General features: G+C 34.7%; 26 protein-coding genes. 14 read left to right on the top strand and 12 right to left on the bottom strand.

From position 1 onward, the window contains the following. Window positions 1–321 precede the first annotated feature (321 nt). On the top strand, window positions 322–1,044 hold the full coding sequence (locus ACN4EE_RS16660; RefSeq protein ID WP_431707587.1) for a DUF502 domain-containing protein: 723 nt from the start codon (window positions 322–324) through the stop codon (window positions 1,042–1,044). Window positions 1,045–1,673: 629 nt separating this feature from the next. After that, on the top strand, window positions 1,674–2,579 hold the full coding sequence (locus tag ACN4EE_RS16655) for a pentapeptide repeat-containing protein (protein ID WP_431707585.1): 906 nt from the start codon (window positions 1,674–1,676) through the stop codon (window positions 2,577–2,579). A 16-nt stretch (window positions 2,580–2,595) separates the two neighbouring features. On the opposite strand, the gene ACN4EE_RS16650 is transcribed toward ACN4EE_RS16655, so the two are convergent. The 4 genes from ACN4EE_RS16650 to ACN4EE_RS16635 form a co-directional block, all read right to left on the bottom strand. Continuing rightward, entirely contained in the window at window positions 2,596–2,973 is a 378-nt protein-coding gene (locus ACN4EE_RS16650; RefSeq protein ID WP_431707584.1) for a DUF1622 domain-containing protein, read from the bottom strand. Window positions 2,974–3,003: 30 nt separating this feature from the next. Then, window positions 3,004–3,285, bottom strand: a complete 282-nt coding sequence (locus tag ACN4EE_RS16645; RefSeq protein WP_431707583.1) for a type II toxin-antitoxin system HicA family toxin — start codon at window positions 3,283–3,285, stop codon at window positions 3,004–3,006. Beyond that, window positions 3,282–3,500, bottom strand: a complete 219-nt coding sequence (locus ACN4EE_RS16640) for a 2-oxoisovalerate dehydrogenase (protein ID WP_431707582.1) — start codon at window positions 3,498–3,500, stop codon at window positions 3,282–3,284. Before ACN4EE_RS16640 ends, ACN4EE_RS16645 begins: the two co-directional genes overlap by 4 nt. A gap of 104 nt (window positions 3,501–3,604) precedes the next feature. Then, complete coding sequence (locus tag ACN4EE_RS16635) at window positions 3,605–3,994, bottom strand: YidH family protein (protein WP_431707581.1); 390 nt, start codon at window positions 3,992–3,994, stop codon at window positions 3,605–3,607. A 106-nt stretch (window positions 3,995–4,100) separates the two neighbouring features. Here ACN4EE_RS16635 and ACN4EE_RS16630 point away from each other — a divergent pair, with 106 nt between their 5' ends. Next, window positions 4,101–5,339 (top strand): LL-diaminopimelate aminotransferase, encoded by a 1,239-nt coding sequence (locus ACN4EE_RS16630; RefSeq protein WP_431707580.1) that lies wholly within the window; start codon window positions 4,101–4,103, stop codon window positions 5,337–5,339. A 278-nt stretch (window positions 5,340–5,617) separates the two neighbouring features. Here ACN4EE_RS16630 and argH read toward each other — a convergent pair whose 3' ends face one another. Both argH and ACN4EE_RS16620 read right to left on the bottom strand, forming a co-directional pair. Then, window positions 5,618–7,006, bottom strand: coding sequence for an argininosuccinate lyase (argH, locus tag ACN4EE_RS16625; protein WP_431707579.1), 1,389 nt, complete (start codon window positions 7,004–7,006; stop codon window positions 5,618–5,620). 275 nt (window positions 7,007–7,281) lie between these two features. Beyond that, the gene (locus tag ACN4EE_RS16620; protein ID WP_431707578.1) at window positions 7,282–7,464 is read right to left on the bottom strand and encodes a hypothetical protein; all 183 of its coding nucleotides are present in this window, start codon (window positions 7,462–7,464) and stop codon (window positions 7,282–7,284) included. A gap of 235 nt (window positions 7,465–7,699) precedes the next feature. On the opposite strand from ACN4EE_RS16620, the gene ACN4EE_RS16615 reads away from it, so the two are divergent. Beyond that, a complete protein-coding gene (locus ACN4EE_RS16615) occupies window positions 7,700–10,348 on the top strand; it encodes a TIGR03960 family B12-binding radical SAM protein (protein WP_431707577.1) in 2,649 nt (882 codons plus the stop codon). Between the two features lie 102 nt (window positions 10,349–10,450). Here the strand turns inward: ACN4EE_RS16615 and ACN4EE_RS16610 are convergent, their stop codons facing one another. Continuing rightward, entirely contained in the window at window positions 10,451–10,780 is a 330-nt protein-coding gene (locus ACN4EE_RS16610) for a hypothetical protein (protein ID WP_431707576.1), read from the bottom strand. 246 nt (window positions 10,781–11,026) lie between these two features. On the opposite strand from ACN4EE_RS16610, the gene ACN4EE_RS16605 reads away from it, so the two are divergent. From ACN4EE_RS16605 to ACN4EE_RS16560, 10 genes are all read left to right on the top strand, one after another. Next, the gene (locus ACN4EE_RS16605) at window positions 11,027–12,097 is read left to right on the top strand and encodes a potassium channel family protein (protein WP_431707575.1); all 1,071 of its coding nucleotides are present in this window, start codon (window positions 11,027–11,029) and stop codon (window positions 12,095–12,097) included. A gap of 233 nt (window positions 12,098–12,330) precedes the next feature. Continuing rightward, the gene (locus tag ACN4EE_RS16600; protein WP_431707574.1) at window positions 12,331–12,666 is read left to right on the top strand and encodes an NADH-quinone oxidoreductase subunit K; all 336 of its coding nucleotides are present in this window, start codon (window positions 12,331–12,333) and stop codon (window positions 12,664–12,666) included. Beyond that, entirely contained in the window at window positions 12,666–14,117 is a 1,452-nt protein-coding gene (locus tag ACN4EE_RS16595; protein ID WP_431707573.1) for a cation:proton antiporter, read from the top strand. The genes ACN4EE_RS16600 and ACN4EE_RS16595 overlap by 1 nt, the downstream gene beginning before the upstream one ends. Before the next feature lie 104 nt (window positions 14,118–14,221). Further along, window positions 14,222–14,605 (top strand): cation:proton antiporter, encoded by a 384-nt coding sequence (locus ACN4EE_RS16590; RefSeq protein WP_431707572.1) that lies wholly within the window; start codon window positions 14,222–14,224, stop codon window positions 14,603–14,605. Further along, window positions 14,602–14,889: a hypothetical protein gene (locus ACN4EE_RS16585; RefSeq protein WP_431707571.1), complete on the top strand. Its 288-nt coding sequence runs from the start codon at window positions 14,602–14,604 to the stop codon at window positions 14,887–14,889. Before ACN4EE_RS16590 ends, ACN4EE_RS16585 begins: the two co-directional genes overlap by 4 nt. 245 nt (window positions 14,890–15,134) lie before the next feature. After that, window positions 15,135–15,416 carry a monovalent cation/H(+) antiporter subunit G gene (locus ACN4EE_RS16580; RefSeq protein WP_431707570.1) on the top strand — a complete coding sequence of 94 codons (282 nt, stop codon included), beginning with the start codon at window positions 15,135–15,137 and terminating at the stop codon, window positions 15,414–15,416. Window positions 15,417–15,436: 20 nt separating this feature from the next. Then, window positions 15,437–16,018, top strand: a complete 582-nt coding sequence (locus ACN4EE_RS16575) for a DUF4040 domain-containing protein (RefSeq protein WP_431707569.1) — start codon at window positions 15,437–15,439, stop codon at window positions 16,016–16,018. Continuing rightward, window positions 16,018–16,680: a Na(+)/H(+) antiporter subunit B gene (locus ACN4EE_RS16570; RefSeq protein ID WP_431707568.1), complete on the top strand. Its 663-nt coding sequence runs from the start codon at window positions 16,018–16,020 to the stop codon at window positions 16,678–16,680. Before ACN4EE_RS16575 ends, ACN4EE_RS16570 begins: the two co-directional genes overlap by 1 nt. A gap of 76 nt (window positions 16,681–16,756) precedes the next feature. After that, window positions 16,757–17,419, top strand: a complete 663-nt coding sequence (locus ACN4EE_RS16565) for a sigma-70 family RNA polymerase sigma factor (protein ID WP_431707567.1) — start codon at window positions 16,757–16,759, stop codon at window positions 17,417–17,419. A 41-nt stretch (window positions 17,420–17,460) separates the two neighbouring features. After that, complete coding sequence (locus tag ACN4EE_RS16560; protein ID WP_431707566.1) at window positions 17,461–17,949, top strand: anti-sigma factor family protein; 489 nt, start codon at window positions 17,461–17,463, stop codon at window positions 17,947–17,949. 7 nt (window positions 17,950–17,956) lie between these two features. On the opposite strand, the gene ACN4EE_RS16555 is transcribed toward ACN4EE_RS16560, so the two are convergent. The 5 genes from ACN4EE_RS16555 to ACN4EE_RS16535 all read right to left on the bottom strand — a co-directional run bounded on the left by ACN4EE_RS16555 (window position 17,957) and on the right by ACN4EE_RS16535 (window position 20,504). Next, a complete protein-coding gene (locus tag ACN4EE_RS16555; protein WP_431707565.1) occupies window positions 17,957–18,763 on the bottom strand; it encodes a DUF3782 domain-containing protein in 807 nt (268 codons plus the stop codon). Window positions 18,764–18,834: 71 nt separating this feature from the next. After that, entirely contained in the window at window positions 18,835–19,506 is a 672-nt protein-coding gene (locus tag ACN4EE_RS16550; protein WP_431707564.1) for a YggS family pyridoxal phosphate-dependent enzyme, read from the bottom strand. Window positions 19,507–19,518: 12 nt separating this feature from the next. Continuing rightward, window positions 19,519–19,788, bottom strand: a complete 270-nt coding sequence (gene pipX / locus ACN4EE_RS16545) for a transcriptional coactivator PipX (protein ID WP_431707563.1) — start codon at window positions 19,786–19,788, stop codon at window positions 19,519–19,521. A 193-nt stretch (window positions 19,789–19,981) separates the two neighbouring features. Next, window positions 19,982–20,212 carry a hypothetical protein gene (locus tag ACN4EE_RS16540; protein WP_431707562.1) on the bottom strand — a complete coding sequence of 77 codons (231 nt, stop codon included), beginning with the start codon at window positions 20,210–20,212 and terminating at the stop codon, window positions 19,982–19,984. Between the two features lie 70 nt (window positions 20,213–20,282). After that, on the bottom strand, window positions 20,283–20,504 hold the full coding sequence (locus tag ACN4EE_RS16535) for a hypothetical protein (protein WP_431707586.1): 222 nt from the start codon (window positions 20,502–20,504) through the stop codon (window positions 20,283–20,285). Window positions 20,505–20,537: the final 33 nt, after the last annotated feature.

Below are 20,537 nucleotides of genomic sequence, written 5' to 3'. Positions count from 1 at the left end.
GGTAATAGAACAGCGTGGGTTAACAGCCGTTGGGCAGACGGTGTTGCGGTCTGTGGAGGATAATGGTATCGGGGCTGTAGAGAAATCGACAGCTAGAACCACCCAAAGAAGCAGAAAAACCAAGTAGCGATATTTGGAAGCCCACGCCTGTACCTTAGGTCAGCGTGGGAGTGTCACTACTTATAACAAGAAGGGTTCGATCAAATCGAAATGCTTGAGATTTTTCTCTTCCATTTTATCACTGTCTAGTTATTGTTAATCATTAACTTTTAGTCGATAATGGAAACATTAGTCATTAATCAGGAATACATAAAAGAACTTGTGTTACAAAAAATCAAGCAAGATTTAAAAAATGATTTAATCGCAGGATTATTAGTAGTTATTCCCTTAGCTACCACCATTTGGTTGAGTTATGTGATTGCCAATTGGGCGATTAAATTGTTAACTCAAATACCAAAACAGATTAATCCTTTTGATGGATTTGATCCCATTGTTACTAATTTATTGAATTTTTCCGTAGGATTAACTGTGCCGTTAGTGCTAATTTTAATTATTGGCTTAATGGCAAGAAATATTGTGGGTAGATGGTTATTGGATGTGGGAGAAAGAATCTTACAGGGGATACCCCTTGCCGGTACGATTTATAAAACTCTCAAGCAGATTTTGGAAACTTTATTCCAAGACTCTCAAACCAAATTTAGAAGGGTGGTGATGATAGAATATCCCCGTCAAGGGGTGTGGAGTGTGGGATTTGTGACAGGAAAAGTTAGTGATATGATTCAAGCTCATCATCATAAAACGATGTTAAGTGTTTTTATCCCTACTACTCCTAATCCTACTTCGGGTTGGTATGCTGTTGTACCCGAAGAAGAAGTCATTAATCTTTCTATTTCGATCGAAGATGCTTTTAAAGTACTTATTTCTGGAGGAATTGTATCTCCTAATACGAGTCAAAATAATTCAAAATCCCCTCTTTCTTTTGGGAATAATAACTCTATTCCCATTCCATCTTCTATCACAGAGTCACCTATTACGAGCGATTAAAGAGCATATTTTTGATTAATTAAAATATTCTGACAAAAAAATTTTACAAATTATGTACTTTCTGTTACAATTATTGTAAAGAAATCTAACAGAGAATCATTGGAAACTCCCTGCAAAGATTTCCTCAAGATTAAACGACAATAAACATTTACCGACATTCTTGTGTCGGTTTTTTATTGAAAAGCTAAGACTTAATATAATGCCCATAGCATAAAATGGACATAAAGATAATAAAATTTTTATTAAGACTAATTACAATATCAATTATTTTCCGTCAATTTTTTTCTTTTTAGGCTTAAAATACTTAATAAGTGAGTAGGCAAAATTAATTGTATGTTTACTTTATAAAAGGCAAAAGGCAACAATGATGTAGGTTATTTTAATTAATTTTAAAATTCATAATCTATTTTGTATAAGTACTTAAAAAGTTATTTCAATGTCCTAACTAAGAGAATTTTAAGGTTTACTATTTGTCTAAAAAAAATAATTTCGATCATATTTCAGTAAATTTTCTCCTAGTCTTAAAGTTGTGTGCCGATGTTAAGGAATTGAGATATTTAGTATTTTTAATTACAAAAAAATCGATCGAAATAGTTTAAAACTTGATGAGATAAATTGAGGAAAAAAAGATGAAAGTCTCCCAGTTTTTACGCCAATATGAGCAAGGAATCCGTGAATTTAATGGCATTAAGCTACAAGGTGCTGATTTAACTCAGTCTGTTTTGGTGGACTTAAATTTACAACAGGCAAAATTGATTGGGATAAACTTTAATCGTACTTTCCTCACTAAATCTAATTTTAGTGATAGTCAACTGAATTGGTCAGATTTTAGCTATGCTAAGTTAAGCGAAGCTATTTTTAACGATGCTGATTTGACTAAAAGTAATTTTATCGGTGCTTTTATGGTTCGATCGAAATTTATCGCCAGTCAATTAAGTGGTGCGAATCTCAGTCATGGCAATATGGGAAAAGCCGACTTAACCGAAGCGAATTTGTGTGGTGCGCTTCTCTATCGTATCAACTTAAGAGGTGCTACCATGATTAAAAGTAACCTTAATTGGAGTAATCTACAGGAAGCGAGATTAAGTGGGGCAAATTTACGACAATGTTGCGCTTATCAAGCTAATTTTACTCGATCGTTTATGAAAGAAGTAAACTTAAGTGAAAGTAACCTATCGGATGCTAACTTATATGGTGCGAGATTAAGTGGTTCAAATTTACAAGGTGCAAATTTACAAGGCGCAAATTTGAGAGAAGCGAGATTATGTCGAGTTAACTTTAGTGGTGCAGATTTAAGAGGGGCAAATCTACAAGGTGCAGACTTAGAAATGGCTAATTTAACTGGTGCAATTTTAGACAAAACTAACTTATCCCAAGCTAATTTAAGCGGTGCAAATTTAGCCCATACTAATCTATATAACTCTTTTTTAGATAGAACTATTTTACCAGAAACTTTACAAAAGATTTTCTCCTTAGACTTGAATAATAAAAATGTTAATTACACTCCTTTTTATATTGGTTTAGAGGCAGGTTAAATTTTTCTTTATTTCTTTATTCGTTATGAGAAATTTCTTCTTTTTCTAATTCTAATTGTGCCTCTAATTCCTTCACTAAAAAGTAATTCAGAAAAGTACGAATTATCGCTATTAAACCTAATTTGATTAAACCGTCAAAACTAGGTGCTACCGTAGTAGCAAGAATATCAGCACCTAATTGAAACTCAAGGGCTATAACTAACCACATTCCAAATCTGAGACGGATTTTGTTAAAAGATTGCAAGGGATTGCGACGACGACTCATCACAAAAGCCAGTTGCAAGGTTTTGATGAAACCGATAATAACACAAAATACCGAAAATATCTCTAAGATAAATTTTGCGATCGTAACTAAAGATGTTAAAGATTGTTCAAAAATGTGCAGTAATTCCATTTAAGTAAGTGAGTAAAAATAATTGTCTATTTATTTTGGTAATATAGTGTTTATTTTGTCGAAAATTATGTCAAAAAAAAGTAGATTAATTAATTCATTTTTAGTTAAATTAAAGTGATTTCCGACATCTCTTAAGATGGAATTTAATGTTCCTATTTTTAAAGGATTATGTGCAGGTATCGTTAGATGATGTTCCCCTTTTTCTTTGGTACTTAAACGAATATGACTTCCCGTTTGATGACTAACTTTATATCCTAGTTGTTTGAGAGCTTTAATTAAGTCTGTACTTGATAAATCTCTGGGAATTTTCACGATGCAATTACCTCATCTTTAACAATATGTAAACGAATTATTTGAGGACGAATTTGTTCATCGATAAAATGACAATTAACAGCGTCTTTAATTTCTATTTTTAATTGTTCCAGAGTTTCAGCTTCCGTGAAAATTGATTCCCCTAATGCTTGAGCAGTATAACCACCTTCTATGGCTTCTTCGACTAAAAAAATAATTTCTTTGATAGGTTTCATAACATGATATTTTTTATTTACTAAATTATGATTAATAGTGATTGAATTGCCTATTTATTATTCTCTTTTACAACCTAAATATATAATTAATTTCCCTTACCTACCTATCCCCCCTTAATTAAGATACCGATAAATGCAAACATTCCTACTACTATTAAGGCGATCGAAACCACAAAACTAAGGGATATACGAGAAGTATAAATAAAATCACCTCGATCGATCCGTTTTAAATCCTGACGATGACTTAAACTCGCCATTAATAAAGCTAAAGTACCAATGATAATAAAAGATAATCCCAAAAAACGAGATAGGGGAAAAGAATCAACTTCTGTCTCAAAAGCCTGATGAATAGCCACTAAAATTCGATCGATTCCAAAACCAAAGCTAATTAAAGAAAGACAAGTGCGAATCCAAGCCATTAAAGTGCGCTCCGCCGCCGCACGATTACGTTCTTTTGCTAATTCATTATTAAGATTATAGGATGATGAACTCATGATCAATCTTTTGTCATTTACACAATTTGTCAATAAAAATTTTGGCAAAAAAGGAAGACCTCAGATAATGGTAAACTAAGGGAGATAATCTTAACATATATTCATAATGGCTAGAATTAACGATAATTACTTAAAGTTAAAAGCAGGTTACTTATTCCCCGAAATCGCAAGACGAGTTAATACTTTTGCCCAAGAAAACCCTAACGCTAATATTATCAGATTAGGCATCGGTGACGTTACCGAACCTTTACCTCAAGCCTGTCAAGATGCCATGATTAAAGCTATTGCTGACATGGGCGATCGAACTACCTTTAAAGGATATGGACCCGAACAAGGTTATAATTGGTTAAGAGAGGATATTGCTAAACACGATTTTCAAAGTAGAGGGTGTGATATATCCGCCGATGAAATCTTCATCTCCGATGGTTCTAAGTGCGATACAGGCAACATTCTCGATATTTTTGGCAAAAACAACAAAATCGCCGTAACAGACCCCGTATATCCCGTTTATGTGGATACTAACGTCATGGCAGGACACACAGGAGAAGCTAACGAAAAGGGAGAGTATGAAGGTTTAGTGTATCTTCCCATCAATGCTGAAAATAATTTTACCGCAGAATTGCCCTCCGAACCCGTTGATTTGATTTATCTTTGTTTTCCTAACAACCCCACGGGTGCAGTCGCCACTAAAGAATATTTACAATCTTGGGTAGAATACGCTAAAAAACACGATGCGATTATTCTCTTTGATGCTGCTTATGAAGCCTTTATCACCGATCCTAGTTTACCCCATTCTATCTATGAAATTGAAGGGGCTAAAGACTGTTCGATCGAATTTCGCTCTTTTTCCAAAAATGCAGGGTTTACAGGTACTCGTTGCGCCTTGACCGTAGTACCAAAAAATTTGACAGGAAAAGCCAGTGACGGTTCAAATGTCGAAATCTGGAAACTGTGGAATCGCCGTCAATCCACGAAGTTTAATGGAGTTTCTTATATTGTACAAAGAGGCGCTCAAGCCGTATATTCCGAAGCAGGAAAAGCACAAACTGCGCAATTAGTCAATTTTTATTTAGAAAACGCCAAAATCATCAGAGAGGAATTAACCAAGGCTGGATTAACCGTTTACGGCGGAGTCAATGCGCCTTATGTATGGGTAAAAACCCCCGATGGTTTATCAAGTTGGGATTTCTTCGATAAATTACTACATAATGTTAACGTAGTTGGTACACCCGGTTCTGGTTTTGGTGCGGCAGGAGAAGGTTATTTTCGTCTAAGTGCGTTTAATAGTCGTGAAAACGTCATTGAAGCCATGAGACGCATTACTACTACCATGAATTTTTCTTAATAAGATAGCTATATCGCAATCGTAAGAAATTGAAAATTAAGTTCCTCCTTTGTTTAAGCATAACCTGAGTTCGACATAAAATTTTAGGTGATGTAAAGGTATCGGAAAGGGTGTTAGGTATTAGGTTAAAGAATTGATTAAAAATATATCTTAATTGATTTTTTTGTTTTCAATTCTTGGATTAAATAACATAATCTGCTAAAAATTAAACCTGCTACCTGCTACCTGATACCTGATACCTCTTCCCTACCTTCATCAAAAGACTTTTTCAGCACCTCCTAACTAATCTTATTTTTTAAGTTAGCAATAGCGACTTTGATTTGCTCAAAACCAGTGCCACCATAGCTATTACGAGCTGATACCACCTGTTTAGGTGCGATCGAACTATAAATGTCAGCTTCAAAGGCAGGATGCAAAGCCTTCCATTCTTCGAGGGTTAAATCCTTAAGTAATTTTCCTGCGGATAGACTGGTTTTAACTACTTTACCCACTAAATTATAGGCTTCTCGGAAAGGTACACCTTTAGATGCTAAATAATCAGCTACATCGGTGGCATTAGAGAAATCTTCGTTAACGGCTTCCTCTAGGCGACTGGTACGAAATTCTAAGCCTTCGGAGAGTAAAATTGTCATGGCAGTAAGGCAACCTTTGACGGTGTTAACAGCATCGAAAATCGCTTCTTTGTCTTCCTGTAAGTCTTTGTTGTAGGCAAGGGGTAAACCTTTCATGATGGTTAACAAGCCTTGTAAATGTCCAAAAACTCGCCCTGTTTTGCCTCGCACTAATTCAGGTATATCAGGGTTTTTCTTTTGAGGCATGATACTTGATCCTGTAGAACAATTGTCTTTTAAAGTAATAAAGCTAAATTCTTGGGATGCCCACAAAATCATTTCTTCACTGATACGGCTTAGGTGTACCATAATCAGACTAGAGGCGCATAAAAATTCGATGGCAAAATCTCGATCGCTGACACCATCTAGGCTATTCTCATAGACACTGGCAAATCCTAACTCTTGAGCGCTGAAATGTCGATCGATAGGAAAAGTAGTACCCGCTAAAGCACCACAACCGAGGGGAGAGATATTGGTTCGATCGTATATTTGTCCTAGTCTTTCCCAGTCTCTTTGTGCCATTTGACAGTATGCCATAAGATGGTGTGCCAAACTAATCGGTTGCGCCCGTTGTAGGTGAGTATAACCGGGTATGAGGGTTTCAATATGGTTTTCAGCGTGGTTTAATAACGCTTTCTGCCAATCTCTCAATAATCCTCTAATTTGCTCGATTTGATCTCGTAAATATAGACGAATATCTGTACCAACTTGATCATTTCTCGATCGAGCGGTGTGTAATTTCTTGCCTACATCTCCGACAATTTCCGTTAAGCGTCTTTCTACTGCAAAGTGTACATCTTCTTGATCAACTCCGGGGTTAAAATTGCCGTCTCGATATTCTTGACGAATTTGCGCTAAACCATCGATTAAAGTTTGAGCTTCTTCTTGGGTAATAATTCCCGTATGACCGAGCATTTTAGCATGAGCAGCCGATCCAGTGAGATCATATTCAATTAATTCAATATCAAAGCCGATACTAGCGTTAAAAACGGCAATAACGGGATGTAAGGAGGTTTCAAATCGATCGCTCCAAGTTTGTTTCTTTTGTGTTGTCACGATAGTTTATAGTTATTAATTACAATAAATATTTTTCAGATAAGATGACTAATTAATAGTCTTATTTGCTACATTTACAATAAAACAAGATAAATCCATTAGAATTTAGCCACCGTAAAACAGGCATCTTACCAGTGCCATCGTAAAACAGGTATCTTACCTGTGTTTTTGAAATGTCCATTAGACTCATATTTAGTAAAATCAGGTCAAAAGCCCTTACTACAAGCCAATTAAAAATTTTTTCTGGAGAATTCTATTAGACTTGTGGAAAGAATTTAAAAGCGAGTAAAATTAGCAAAAGTATAACCAAAAAAGACACCTATCAATAAAGCCCAAATTTGTCCAGTTTCCACAAAATTCTTCCAAGCATCAGTCATTTGACCAATAATATCAGGGTCTTCGATCATTTGTGCAAAAAATAAACCATTACTGATAATGTCATTAATAGATAAGTCCATAGCAAAAATAGTTAATAATTTTAGGTTAAGTTAATTCATTCACCTTTGATTATAAGCACAACGATCGAGTAAGGGAATAAAAAAATATTCATCAAGAATAGAAACCAGTGATAAAAAATAATTCGATCGCACCCATGTTGGGTTAATAGCTGACTAATTACTTGACTGTGATCACTAATCTGATAAAACTTTACAATAAATAAAGTAACTCCCATATTTTAAAATTAAATTTATAATGTCGATCGAACCTAATACACTAATTACACCAGAAATATTCAAACCTGCCCGTTATTTAGGTAACGAATTAGGGGCAAAACATAAAGACTTCGATACCGCAAAAGTTAGATGGGTATTGACTTATCCCGAAATTTATGAGGTAGGAGCGTCTAATTTGGGGCATATTATCCTCTACAATATCATTAACGCTCAACCGAGCCAAATGTGCGATCGAGCCTACTTACCTGCGCCCGATTTAGCAGTGAAGATGAGGGAGACGAATACCCCTTTATTTGCCCTTGAAACGAAAAAAGACGTTAAAGAATACGATATTTTAGGGTTTAGCTTGAGTTATGAATTGGGAGCGACTAATATCTTAGAAATGCTCAGTTTAGCTCACATTCCCTTGACTTGGCAAGAAAGAAAAGATACCGATTACCCCTTGATATTTGCAGGAGGACAAACTGCAACCTCAAATCCTGAGCCTTATGCGGACTTTTTCGACTTCGTGGCATTGGGTGACGGAGAAGAATTATTGCCCGAAATTGGCTTAGTTATCGAAGAAGGCAAACGAGACGGTTTAACTAGAACAGAATTACTATTAGATTTAGCTCAAGTGCCGGGGGTATATGTGCCTCAATTCTATGATATGCAAGAGGATGGAAGTGTTAAGCCTAATCGCCCTGATGTGCCTGAAAGGATTTTGCGACGGGTTGCCACGCCTATACCTGCTTATTCTATCGGATTAGTGCCTTATGTGCAAACAGTGCACGATCGACTCACCATCGAGATTAGAAGGGGTTGCACGAGGGGATGTCGTTTTTGTCAACCGGGGATGTTAACTCGCCCTGCCAGAGATGTTGAGCCAGAAGAAGTGGTAAATAGCATCGTTGAGGGGATGAAACAGACAGGATTTAACGAATTTAGTTTATTATCTCTTAGTTGCTCTGATTATCTCTCTTTACCTGCCGTTGGCATCGAAATAAAAAATCGTCTCCATGACGAAAATATCTCCCTTGCGCTTCCTTCTCAAAGAGTCGATCGATTTGACGAAAACATTGCTAATATTATCGGAGGCACTCGTAAAGGCGGATTAACCTTCGCCCCCGAAGCAGGTACGCAACGAATGCGTGATATAGTCAACAAAGGCTTAACTAATGAGGAATTATTGCGCGGTATCCAAACAGCAGTAAGAGAGGGTTGGAATCAAGTTAAACTCTACTTTATGATAGGCTTACCCGGAGAAACCGATGAGGATGTTATCGGAATTGTGGAAACTATCAAATGGTTGCGTCAAGAATGCCGTCACCTCAGCAATAGAAGGCTTGATTTTAATGTCACTATCTCGAATTTTACTCCTAAACCCCATACTCCTTTCCAATGGCATTCCGTTTCGACTTCCGAATTTATGCGTAAACGAAACATCCTCAAAGATGAATTTTACGGCATGAGGGGAGTTAAAGTTAATTATACCGATGTGCGCATCTCGGCGATCGAAGATTTTGTCGGGCGAGGTGACAGAAGACTTGCCCCTGTAGTTAAACGGGCGTGGGAATTGGGTGCAGGGATGGATTCATGGTGGGAAAACATCGACAAGGCTTATAAAGCGTGGCAAACCGCCATTGATGAAGCAGGATTAACTTGGAAATATCGACTGGTGGAAGAAGGCGAATGGAATCTATTCGAGAATGTAGAATTAAGAATGCAGAATGCAGAATTACAAAATTCAATCCCGACAATGGATTATAAATTATTAGCTAATATGCCCTTGCCGTGGGATCATTTAGATACAGGTATCGATAAACAATGGTTAGTAGAAGACTTAGAAAGGGCATTACAAGAAGCAACTGTGCCTGATTGTGCCTTTGATGGTTGCAGTAGTTGCGGTGTTTGTAGCCCTGATTTTGGGCATAATATCGTAGTCACTCCTCCCCCCATTCCTGATTACTTGGGGGATTTTAAGCCTAATCAAGAGAAAGCCCAAAAAATTCGTGTTTGGTTTGGTAAACAGGGAGATATGGCGTTAGTCAGTCATCTTGATTTAGTGCGTTTGTTCGATCGAGTTATCAGACGGGCAGGGATACCTATATCATATACAGGGGGATTCCATCCGGGACCGAAAATTTCGATCGCCCTTGCCTTATCATTAGGGATGACGAGTAACGGGGAAATTGTGGATTTTGACAATCATACTCGGATGGATATTGATGAGTTTACCGAAAAATTGAAGGCTAATTTGCCCCCCGAAATCCCCATTTTTAAAGTGGAAGAATTGCCCGTTAAATCTCCGAAAGCCACCCAAATTTTAGATACGGCTGAATATATTATTACGATTTCTACTGATAATAAATATGGTCTATCTCAATGGCAAAATTGGCTTAATGATCTCGAAAAATCTTCAGAAATTATGATGCAAAAAACTCAAAAAAATGGTAAGAAAAAAATGGTTAATATCAGAGAAAACCTAGAAAAAATCTCTTTAATAGATAACAATTTTGAGGAATCAGATACAGTTAAAATTAATTATGTAGGTAGTGCTAAAAACGATGGTAGTTTATTAACTCCTGATCATGTTTGCTTTATGTTAGAAGAAGTTAGTCAAGAAAAAATTAGTCTTATTAAAGCCCATCGAGAAACCATAATTTTAGCTGATCATATCACTCAATAAAAGTTTGTATAGGTTGAATAATATTTAACTTTTACGGGCTTCTCCTCTTTTTTTTATCTATAGCGATTGGTGGGTAATCCCCACCTTCCATTAATAATAACCTCAATTAATTGCTTTATTTATATCTTCTAAAGATAAATCTAACACCTCAGCAATTTGTTCATTGCTTAACCCTAAATTCTTTAATTTTTTAATGGTGTTAATGCTAACTTTTGACTCAAAATCTTCTTGATTATTACGACTATTTCTCTTAAAATCTAAATCTTTATCCTCATTTGTAGCGATATTTGAACAAAGATTAATATTTCTAACTTTTACTTTATTTCCTACTATTGGTGATTCGATATTTGCTAAACCTAATCTTTCAATAGTTGCCTTAAAATTAGACTTATTTATCTCTTCTCCTAATGCAGAAAGAATTTTCCATAACATAGCTTCTCCTATTCCCTAATATTTAAGGGAGTTGAACTCTAACCAAGAAAAAGCCCAAAAATTGCGCTTATGGTTTGGTAAATTGGGGGATATGGCTTTAGTTAGCTCGACTTAGTGCGTTTGTTCGATCGAGTTATCAGCTAAAATAAATTAGGTTTTTTTATAAAATTTATAGCGTGGGTCTTCTCCTCAGATTAAGATAAAATTAGCAATAATTAATAATGGTTGATCTGTAAATGTCAGAATTTGAAAAATATATTCTTTAAAAAGTCAACAAGAACCCGATATACTTTAGAAAAAAGCTATTTAAGACTAAGAAGAGAACTAATAGGTGGTTCAATTCTTTTAGGAGTAGTATTTATCACTGGCACTCTCTGGTTTTGGTTAGTGGAAAAATGGTCATTGATCGATTCCGCTTATATGACAACGATTACTTTATCCACCGTAGGTTTTGGAGAAGTAAATCCCCTTGACGATCGATCCCGATTATTTACGATGGTGTTAATATTAATGGGGATTATCGTCATCGGTTATTTGGTAAACCGAATTACTGAGGCGTTTTTACAGGGCTATTTTCGAGAGAGTATTCGCTTAAGACAAAAAAGAAACGTGATTGACAAATTAAAAAATCATTATATACTATGCGGTTTTGGACGCACGGGGGGGAATGTAGCGAGGGAATTTGCCGCCGAAAATATTGCTTTTATTATTCTTGACTCAGATGCAGATGAAATAGAAAAAGCTCAACAACAGGGATATTTAACCCTTCAAGGAGATGCTACCTTAGATGAATATTTGTTATTAGCCAAAATCGAAGATGCTATTTGTATTGTAGCCGCTCTCAGTTCCGATGCTGATAATCTTTATACCGTCATGTCAGCAAAAGCCCTTAATCCCAAAATTCGTGCGATCGCCAGAGGCAGTACAGAAGAAGCTGTTAAGAAATTAGAACGTGCAGGAGCAGATGCAGTTGTTTCTCCCTACATTACAGGGGGGAAAAGATTAGCCGCCGCCGCCCTACGCCCTCAAATTATGGATTTTGTGGACGGAATTTTAAGCGGTGGGGAAAGGGCTTTTTATTTAGAAGAATGTTTATTAGACGAAAATCATTGCCCTTGTATTGGTCAAAGTTTAGCGCAAACTCAGTTAAGAGCAAAATCTGGAGCTTTAGTGGTAGCCATTCGCCGTCATAATGGTACATTAATACCAGGACCTACGGGAGATAGTATCTTAGAAGTTGGAGACTCTTTGATTTGTATGGGTACAGCCGAACAATTAAGAGCTTTGAATAATATTTTAGGTCCCATTAATAGATAAAATCAGGAAGATTGGAAGATTAGATGCGTCCTAGTTTATAGCGTGAACTACCTACACGAACCTAACGGTATAGCGTCGGCTTCATCATTGAGTTAAAGTAATTGTAATGATTAAAAATTTTAAATATTCCTTTACTTTACTCCTAATATTATTGTATGCTATGATTTATAGATTGTTTTCTATGGTTAAAAGCATAAACATTGTACAAAATCTATATCTATTAAGAATAAATAATGATTGTATTAGAAAGTTTTATTTTGCTGACAATCCTCTGTGGATTTTTTGGCATTCTTTTTAAAGAAAATTTGTTGATGAAAACAATCTCTATGGACATTATGAGTACGGGTATTATTGCCTATTATGTACTTATTGCCTCCAGAGATGGATTCTTTTCTCCTATTATCACGGAAAAAATCGTTAGCTATGCTGACCCCGTGCCACAAGCTGTAATCTTAACGGCGATCGTTATCGGTTTTTCTACTCAAGCCTTGATGCTAGTAGCCCTAATAAAATTAGCAAAAAATAATCCTACCTTAGAAACAAAAGAAATTGAAAAAAATAATAGTTAATGACTAATTTAATCATTGCTTGGATTCTCTTACCTTTTATTTTAGGTTTTATTGTTTATCTACTACCTAAATTTAATAAATATTTAGCCTTCTTTGGCTCATTAACTTCTTTGGCTTTTAGTCTAAAAGTTTTTTCAGATAATGACTCCTTTAGTCTTCAATTATTAGATAATTTTGCTGTCAGTTTAACTGTCGATAATTTAAGTAGTTATTTTATTTTAACTAATGCTTTAGTTTCGATCGCAGTTATAATATATTGTTGGCAGAAGGAAAAAAATTCCTTTTTTTATGGACAAATTCTTTTTTTACATGGCAGTCTCAATTCTGCATTTATTACCACAGATTTTATTAGTTTATATGTTGCCTTAGAAATTGTCGGCATAGTAGCTTTTCTGTTAATTGCTTATCCTCGCACGGATAAATCAATTTGGGTAGCTTTTCGTTATTTATTTGTTAGTAGTATTGTTTTATTATTTTATTTAGCAGGAGCAGTTTTAGTTTATAAAGCCAATCATTCTTTTAGTTTTGAAGGTTTAATTAATGCCCCAGCAGAAGCATTAGTTTTGATTGTATTAGGATTATTTGTCAAAGGAGGTGTTTTTTTGTCGGGGTTATGGTTGCCTTTAACTCATTCAGAAGCACAAACTCCAGTATCCGCATTACTGTCAGGTATTGTGGTAAAAGCTAGTGTTTTACCCTTAATTCGCTGTGCTAATCTGAGCGAAGATATTGATTTTATTATCAGGGTTTTTGCAGTAGCAACGGCATTTTTAGGGGTATTTTATGCTTTATTTGAAAAAGATATTAAACGAATGTTTGCCTTTTCTACTATCTCTCAAATGGGGTTTATTTTAGCTTCTCCTTCTGTGGGAGGATTTTATGCTTTAACCCATGGATTGGCAAAATGTACTCTGTTTTTATGTGCGGGTAATTTGCCTACCCGAAATTTAGATGAATTAAAAAATAAACCTATCAATACTAATCTTTGGATTTTTCTCTCTTTAGCTTCTTTATCAGCGATTGGTTTTCCTTTTTTCTCTAGTTTTGAAGCAAAGGCGTTAACCTACGAAAATCTTTTACCTTGGCAAGTTATTCCTATGAATATTATTGCCGTTGGTACTGGTATTTACTTTATTCAGTTAATATTATTACCCTATCAAAAAAATGTACAAGAAAAATCCCATTCTTATTTAGAATTAGCTGTAACAATTTTAATTGTTGGTATTCTCGGTGCTAATATAATTTATTTTTCAGCTTATAGTTTTATTAACATTCTTAAGGCTTTAATCACCTTTGCTATTAGTTGTTTATTTTATGCTTTTATCTTTCGTAAAAATACTATTCAAATTCCCCGTATTTTAGAAAAATTTGACCATTTAGTAGGTTTTATGACTATAATTTCTGTTTTATTGTATGGAATTTTATTAACAATTAATAGTCCACTATTATAATAATAAAGAATTGACAATAAGAGACAGGTGGATAGGTAGAATTAACTACCATTTACTTCTTAATTCTTAATTCTTAACTCTTAATTCTTAATTCTTAATTTTTTATGATTTTATCGCTAATTTTACGGTTAACAATTTGGTTTTTACTCACTTCAGATTTAAGTCTGATTAATATTATTATAGGGGTTTCGATCGCACTTTTGTTACCACAAACCAAACCTGAAAAAGAATCACTCAGACAATGGATACAGATATTAGGACATCTCTTAATGGCTATTCCTCAAGCCTATAAGGAAGCAGTAGAAATCATGATTTTTCCCCATGCTTACGAGGGATTAACATTACAAAAAATAGAGCAAAAACGATCGAGATATTTAATCTTTTTAGACATATTTTTAATTACGTTTACGCCTAAAACGATTGTATTAAAATATAACAAAAAAGGATGGTTTACTATTCATAGAATTTTAAGGAAAAAAACACCATGAATATCATTTTAATTATCATGATTTTAACGTTATTAATTCCCATTTATGAAACGTGGCATAATGAGGATGTTTGGCAGAAAATGTTAGCTTTTGCCAGTATTTCTTGTAAAACTGCTATTGTGACTTTATTTATTTCTATTTTACGAGATGATTGGATGATTAGTATTGTAGGAGTAATTATTTTAACCGTTGGCAACGCAGGATTAATGTTACTGGCACAAGTGCTTAAACGTATGCGAACATTAGCTAACCTTAAAAATACTGATAATCTTATCAAACATTAATTTATAGCGTTTTTCATAGTTACAAGGTACAAAAACAAAGTTAAAGTTTACCTGATTAAAGACTTTAAGTGTATCTTATAAGGATAAGTGAGTAGGCAAAATTAATTGTATGTTTACTTTATGAAAGGCAAAAAGCAACAAAGATGTAGGTTATTTTAATTAATTTTAAAATTCACAATCTATTTTGCATGAGTACTTAGAAATTCCTATAGTATAATTCTTAATTCTTAATTCTTAATTCTTATATGGCTTATTTCTTTCTAATTTTTGGTTTAATTTTATGGACTTGGGGTACAACTTATTTACTCAGTAAACGTTCTCCGTTATATAAACTTCATTGTCTTTCTGTATCCGATACTCTGGGGTCAATGGCGATTGTGGTAGGATTATTATGGAAAATTCCTAGTGAATCACCATTATTAATTTTAGCGATAATTTCTCTTGCTCTTTGGAATACTATGTTAGGTTATGTTTTAGCATATTGTTCTAGTGATTATCAACAAGATGAAAATTTTGAAAAAGAGTAAATTTTTAACTATTAATATTTATGAATAATCCTGATTTAATTATTTATATTGTTGTCGCTTTATTGCCGTTATCGGCTTTTTTATTAGTTGTTCAAGTCAATCCCTATGATGCCTTAGTGGTTCGGGGTACTATGGGCGCTATTGCGGCTCTAGTATATGCTATTCTAGGGGCGGGAGATGTGGCTTTAACGGAGGCTTTAATGGGTACACTCCTCGCAGTTTCATTATATGTTATTGCGGTTCGATCGTCCCTCGTCATGCGTTTAGGTGTCTTAAAAGAGGACTTATCTAACCTAAATAATGGGGAGACAGAAAATGTATTTTTATCTTTAATAGATGAGTTTAAGAGTGCTATAAGTAAATATTATTTACGATTAGATGTGATTAAATATAAGGATAAAAAAAGTTTAGAAAAAGCCTTAGAAAATCAAGAAGTTCATGGTATTTTTTTTGTTGATAAATTAGATAAAATAACAGAAAATAATATTTATAAAACCATTATTCGTATCGAAAGACTATATGAAATTTTAAAGGAAAATTCCTCAAAAATTAACCATAGTTTAACTTATCAATCTTTTGTAAATAATAATAGTAATCACTGATGAAATTTGTTTATTTGTTTTTAGGAATAGCGCTATCTTTGAAAATATTACTTATTCCTAATCCTATGTTAGAGATAGGGGATATTTCGATCGTGGAAACCGTAGTAGCAGATACTGGTGTAACTAATGCGGTGTCGGGTATTATTTTTCGGAATCGTCTTTATGATACCATTGGGGAAGTGGTGGTATTTACGATCGCAATTTTAGGGGTGCAGTATCTTTTTGGCGATGAAACTCCCTCCAATAAAGTATATCGTTTTACCGATGAGCCTTCGATCGTACTTGCCCGTTTAGCGGCGATTATTGCGGCTTTAGTGGGCATCGAATTAGCGATAAGAGGACATTTATCTCCGGGGGGAGGATTTGCCGCAGGGGTAGCTGGAGGTACAGCTATTGGCTTGATAGTGATTACTTCTTCGATTCAATTAATGGAGAAAACCTATAAAGATTATAATGCTTCTAAATGGGAAAAAATTATCGTTATTGTTTTTATTATGTTAGCAGGAATAACATTAATGGGTATTGAGTTACCTCAAGGAAATTTAGGCTCGTTACTCAGTGGTGGCATGATTCCCATATTAAATATCCTAGTTGCTGCAAAAGTAGCATTAGGCTCATGGGCTGTTATTCTATTATTTATTCGCTATCGTGGATTATTGTAAATTAGGAAGGGAACATTCGATCGAGGAAAATAGTCAAATTAAGTGCAACTATTGTTAAATCAGCATAGAATATATTATGGTTTCCTCAATTTCTCTATCTTGGTCTAATTTGTCTATCCCGTTTACACAACAAAAAGTGAAAGTTGAACAATTATCCAATACTGATTTAATTTTGCGTTGTCAGGAAGGCAATCAACCTGATAGGGTTGCCTTTGAAGAATTATTGCGCCGTCATCAGGCTTATGTGGATAAGATTTTATATAATTTAGCCCCCGATTGGCAAGACAGAGGTGATATTGCCCAAGAAGTTTGGATTAGAGTTTATAAAAAAATTAAAAGTTTACAAGAACCAAGTAAGTTTAAAGGATGGTTAAGTCGTATTGCTACTAATTTGTTTTATGATCAATTAAGAAAACGAAAACGCCATGCTACCCCTTTATCTTTGGATGCTTCCATCAATGTGGAAGATGATGAGTTAAAATGGGAGGTTGCTTCAGATTTACCATCCCCTGAAGATAATTTGACTACCGCAGAATTTTACGATCAATTGAGACAAGCCATCGCCGATTTACCTGATACTTTTCGCACCACGATCGTTTTACGAGAGATACAGGGCTTAAGTTATGAGGAGATTGCCGACATTACTCAAGTGTCTCTAGGTACGGTAAAATCAAGAATAGCAAGAGCAAGAAATAGACTGCAATTATTATTAAAACCTTACTTAGAAAATAATCAATAATTTATTTTGTAATTTTTATTAATCAAGGAGAAAAAAATATTATGAGTAACCATTCTTACCCCCCCGACAAATGTACCTTTGAATTGTTAAGTGCCTATTTAGATGGCGAGGTGACGGCACAACAACGACAAGAAGTGCAAGAATTATTAGCGAATGATCCTGAAATTCAAGGTTTATATCAAAGACTTTTATTTTTACGTCAAGAATTTAATCATTTACCTACCCCTCCTTCAACCTGTAGTGCTAAACAGTTGTCTAATGCGGTGTTTGCCAGTATCGATCGAGAACAAAAACAACGTAAAATGATTTTATGGGGGGGAGGTGCGATCGTCGCCGTTATTTTAGCTAGTGTGGGTGGTATTTTTAGCCCCAATAGAGCGCCTTTACTGCAAATGGCACAACAAAATAACTCTACTGGCGATGATGAGGCTTTAGTTATTGCCTTAAACGAACCTTTAATAGACATTACTCCCCAAGAATCTTTAATGATACCCTTAGATCAATCTTTATTAGATTTACCCCGTAATTAGAAATTGCTTAAAAAGTTTTTGGTTGAAATTCAGGTGTATTGACAATACCCATTGCTTCACCTTTTTGTTTTAAGACAAATAAACCTTGATTAGTGGCATATATATCTGCCCTCCCTTCGATTTCGATTCCAGCTACTGCACCATATAAGCGTTTTTGCTCATATTCAGGGAAAAATTGACGAAATCTTTTTAAATCAACAATTAAATCCTTGACATCTTCTACTCCTAAACTGCTTTTGACTTCTACTACTAAAACTGAATCTTGATTAGTAACTAAGACATCAATTTCTAAAGTATCACCATTAACTCGTTTTCTTACCCTTTGGCTGACTTGGTGAACATCAATACCCCTATCCAAAAAGATAGTTTCACAGGAAGGAGCAACTATGTTTTCCACAAAACGTCCCCATTTTCCTCCTAAAGAGCTAATTTGTTTATTGACAGCGCTAATTTGTTTATTAACTGTACTAATTTGCTGATTAACTGTACTAATTTCTTGGTTAACTTGATTAATTTGCTGATTAACATTACTAATTTCTTGGCTAACAGCACTAATTTGTTGATTCACTTCTTGACTTAATTGTTGAAATTTAAGATCGCTTTCCCGAAAGAGGTGATTGGTTTCTTGAAAACGACGATCAGTTTCTAAAGTCATTTGCTGGAAACGACGATCAGTTTCTTGACGATTACGTTCAAATTCTTGACGACTGCGTTCAGCCGCAATAGATTGCTCTTTGATAATACGTTCTGTTTCCTTTTGAGATTGAGCTAATTCAGCTAATATTCTCCAAACATCATCTGCTGTGGTTGCCATAATTCCCTTTGATCAATTATTTATTTCTCATTATATGTTAACAAAAAATATTTAAACATTACTTGATTTTTTTATGCAAAAAGGATCGTACCTAGTCTAACCATAGTAGCCCCCGCTTCGATGGCTAAAAGATAATCATTGGACATTCCCATACTTAATTGATCAAAATTAGGGGGGAAATAATCCTTGAGACGATGCTGTAAATCTCTAACTTGTTGAAAAGTTGCTAAAATTTCATCGGAAGATAACCCCAAGGGTAAGATAGTCATTAATCCTCGAATGTCAACGTAGTTAAGCGATCGTAACACTTCTAAATCCTCTTGTAACTGGCTTACTGTCCAACCGTATTTATTTTCATCTGGTAAAATTTTTACTTGTAAACAAATTTGTGTCGATCGAGAGATAAGTCCTTCTTTCAAGGCTTGTTGACTATAAGTATCTAATTTTTGTGCTAATTTGAGACTGTCCACCGAGTGAATCCAAGAGAAACATTCTACGGCTTTTTTTGCCTTATTAGTCTGTAAATGTCCGATAAAATGCCAACAAATATCCGATAAATCGTTTAATTGTTCTTGTTTAGAGATAGCATCCTGTAGTTTATTTTCTGCAAAATCTTTTATCCCCTCCCCATAAACCATTCGCATAGCGTCTAATGGCACAGTTTTTGTCACGGCAATTAACCGCACATGAGGGGGAATAGTTTGTCGAATTTCTGTTAATTTTTGGACAAGATTATTCGTCATAGGAAGGGAAATCTATTGAAATGTTCGTTGATAAAGTTCGTTTACTTGTTTGTAAGCCTCCCATTCACCATTACCCCGAAGACGACGTAATTTTCCTTCTACTAATAAACGAGCTTCTGTACGACTTAACGGTTCAAAAATTGTTTCTTGAGGGTGAATAATTACCTTAAAGAAAAGACGTTGGGCGTATAATGTCGTAAATAATTCCTCGTTTTTTTCAACGATACATAAACGATAAAGAAGACCAAAATTAGGGTGATTTATATATATTTCTGTACTCATTAAACCTATAGAATAATGCTAAATATGGGGTAATTAGCATAGACAATAATTGATTGTATCGCTTCTTTTCCACTATTTCCTAAAATATTTATTCGATCCTAAAATATAGCTATCAGTTATAAGAATTATCTCATCCAAAAAGGTAATAAGAGAATTTGTTGACTATTAATCATTTTTCAGTTAATTTAACGTGTTAACCCCCTTGAGTTCGATCGCAATTCCAAGCCCACCATACTTGATCACATTCGCACATATAAAACTCCTGCCATTTTCTACTATAGTCTTCCATAATGACAGGGGAATAACGATTAAGCCATACTCTTTTAGCTTGACGAGAATCACCATGACAACGAGGGCAACAAAATGATAGCGCATGGGTGGCGGTTTTTGTCCATTCAGGGGCTGTACGAGAGAAGGCTTCCATATCTATATCAAATTTTCTACACGACTATTCATTATAACTTAGAACTTAAATGGTGACAAAAATACTTAATCTAATTAATACAAGTAATATGTGTTAAGATTGTGTCTAGTTTTTGATGAACTTCATTGCGAAACTGTGTAAATTCCGATTGTAGAATATTTAATTTATCTTCCAGAATATCGATGTCTTCGTAAATTCGATCGAATCCTCTATTTAATTCTCTACCAGTTACTTGAGTATCTTCAAGACGTTCAACTCGTTTATTTAGGGGATGCTGAAAAAGTATTTTGATGAAGAGAGGGAAAAGGGAAAAGGGAAAAGGGAA

Origin of the sequence: Geminocystis sp. CENA526, assembly GCF_050753365.1 — a bacterium.
In the GTDB taxonomy this organism is placed as follows: domain Bacteria; phylum Cyanobacteriota; class Cyanobacteriia; order Cyanobacteriales; family Cyanobacteriaceae; genus Geminocystis.
Note: the sequence above shows the minus strand (reverse complement) of the source record. Positions and strands in the feature narration are given on the sequence as shown.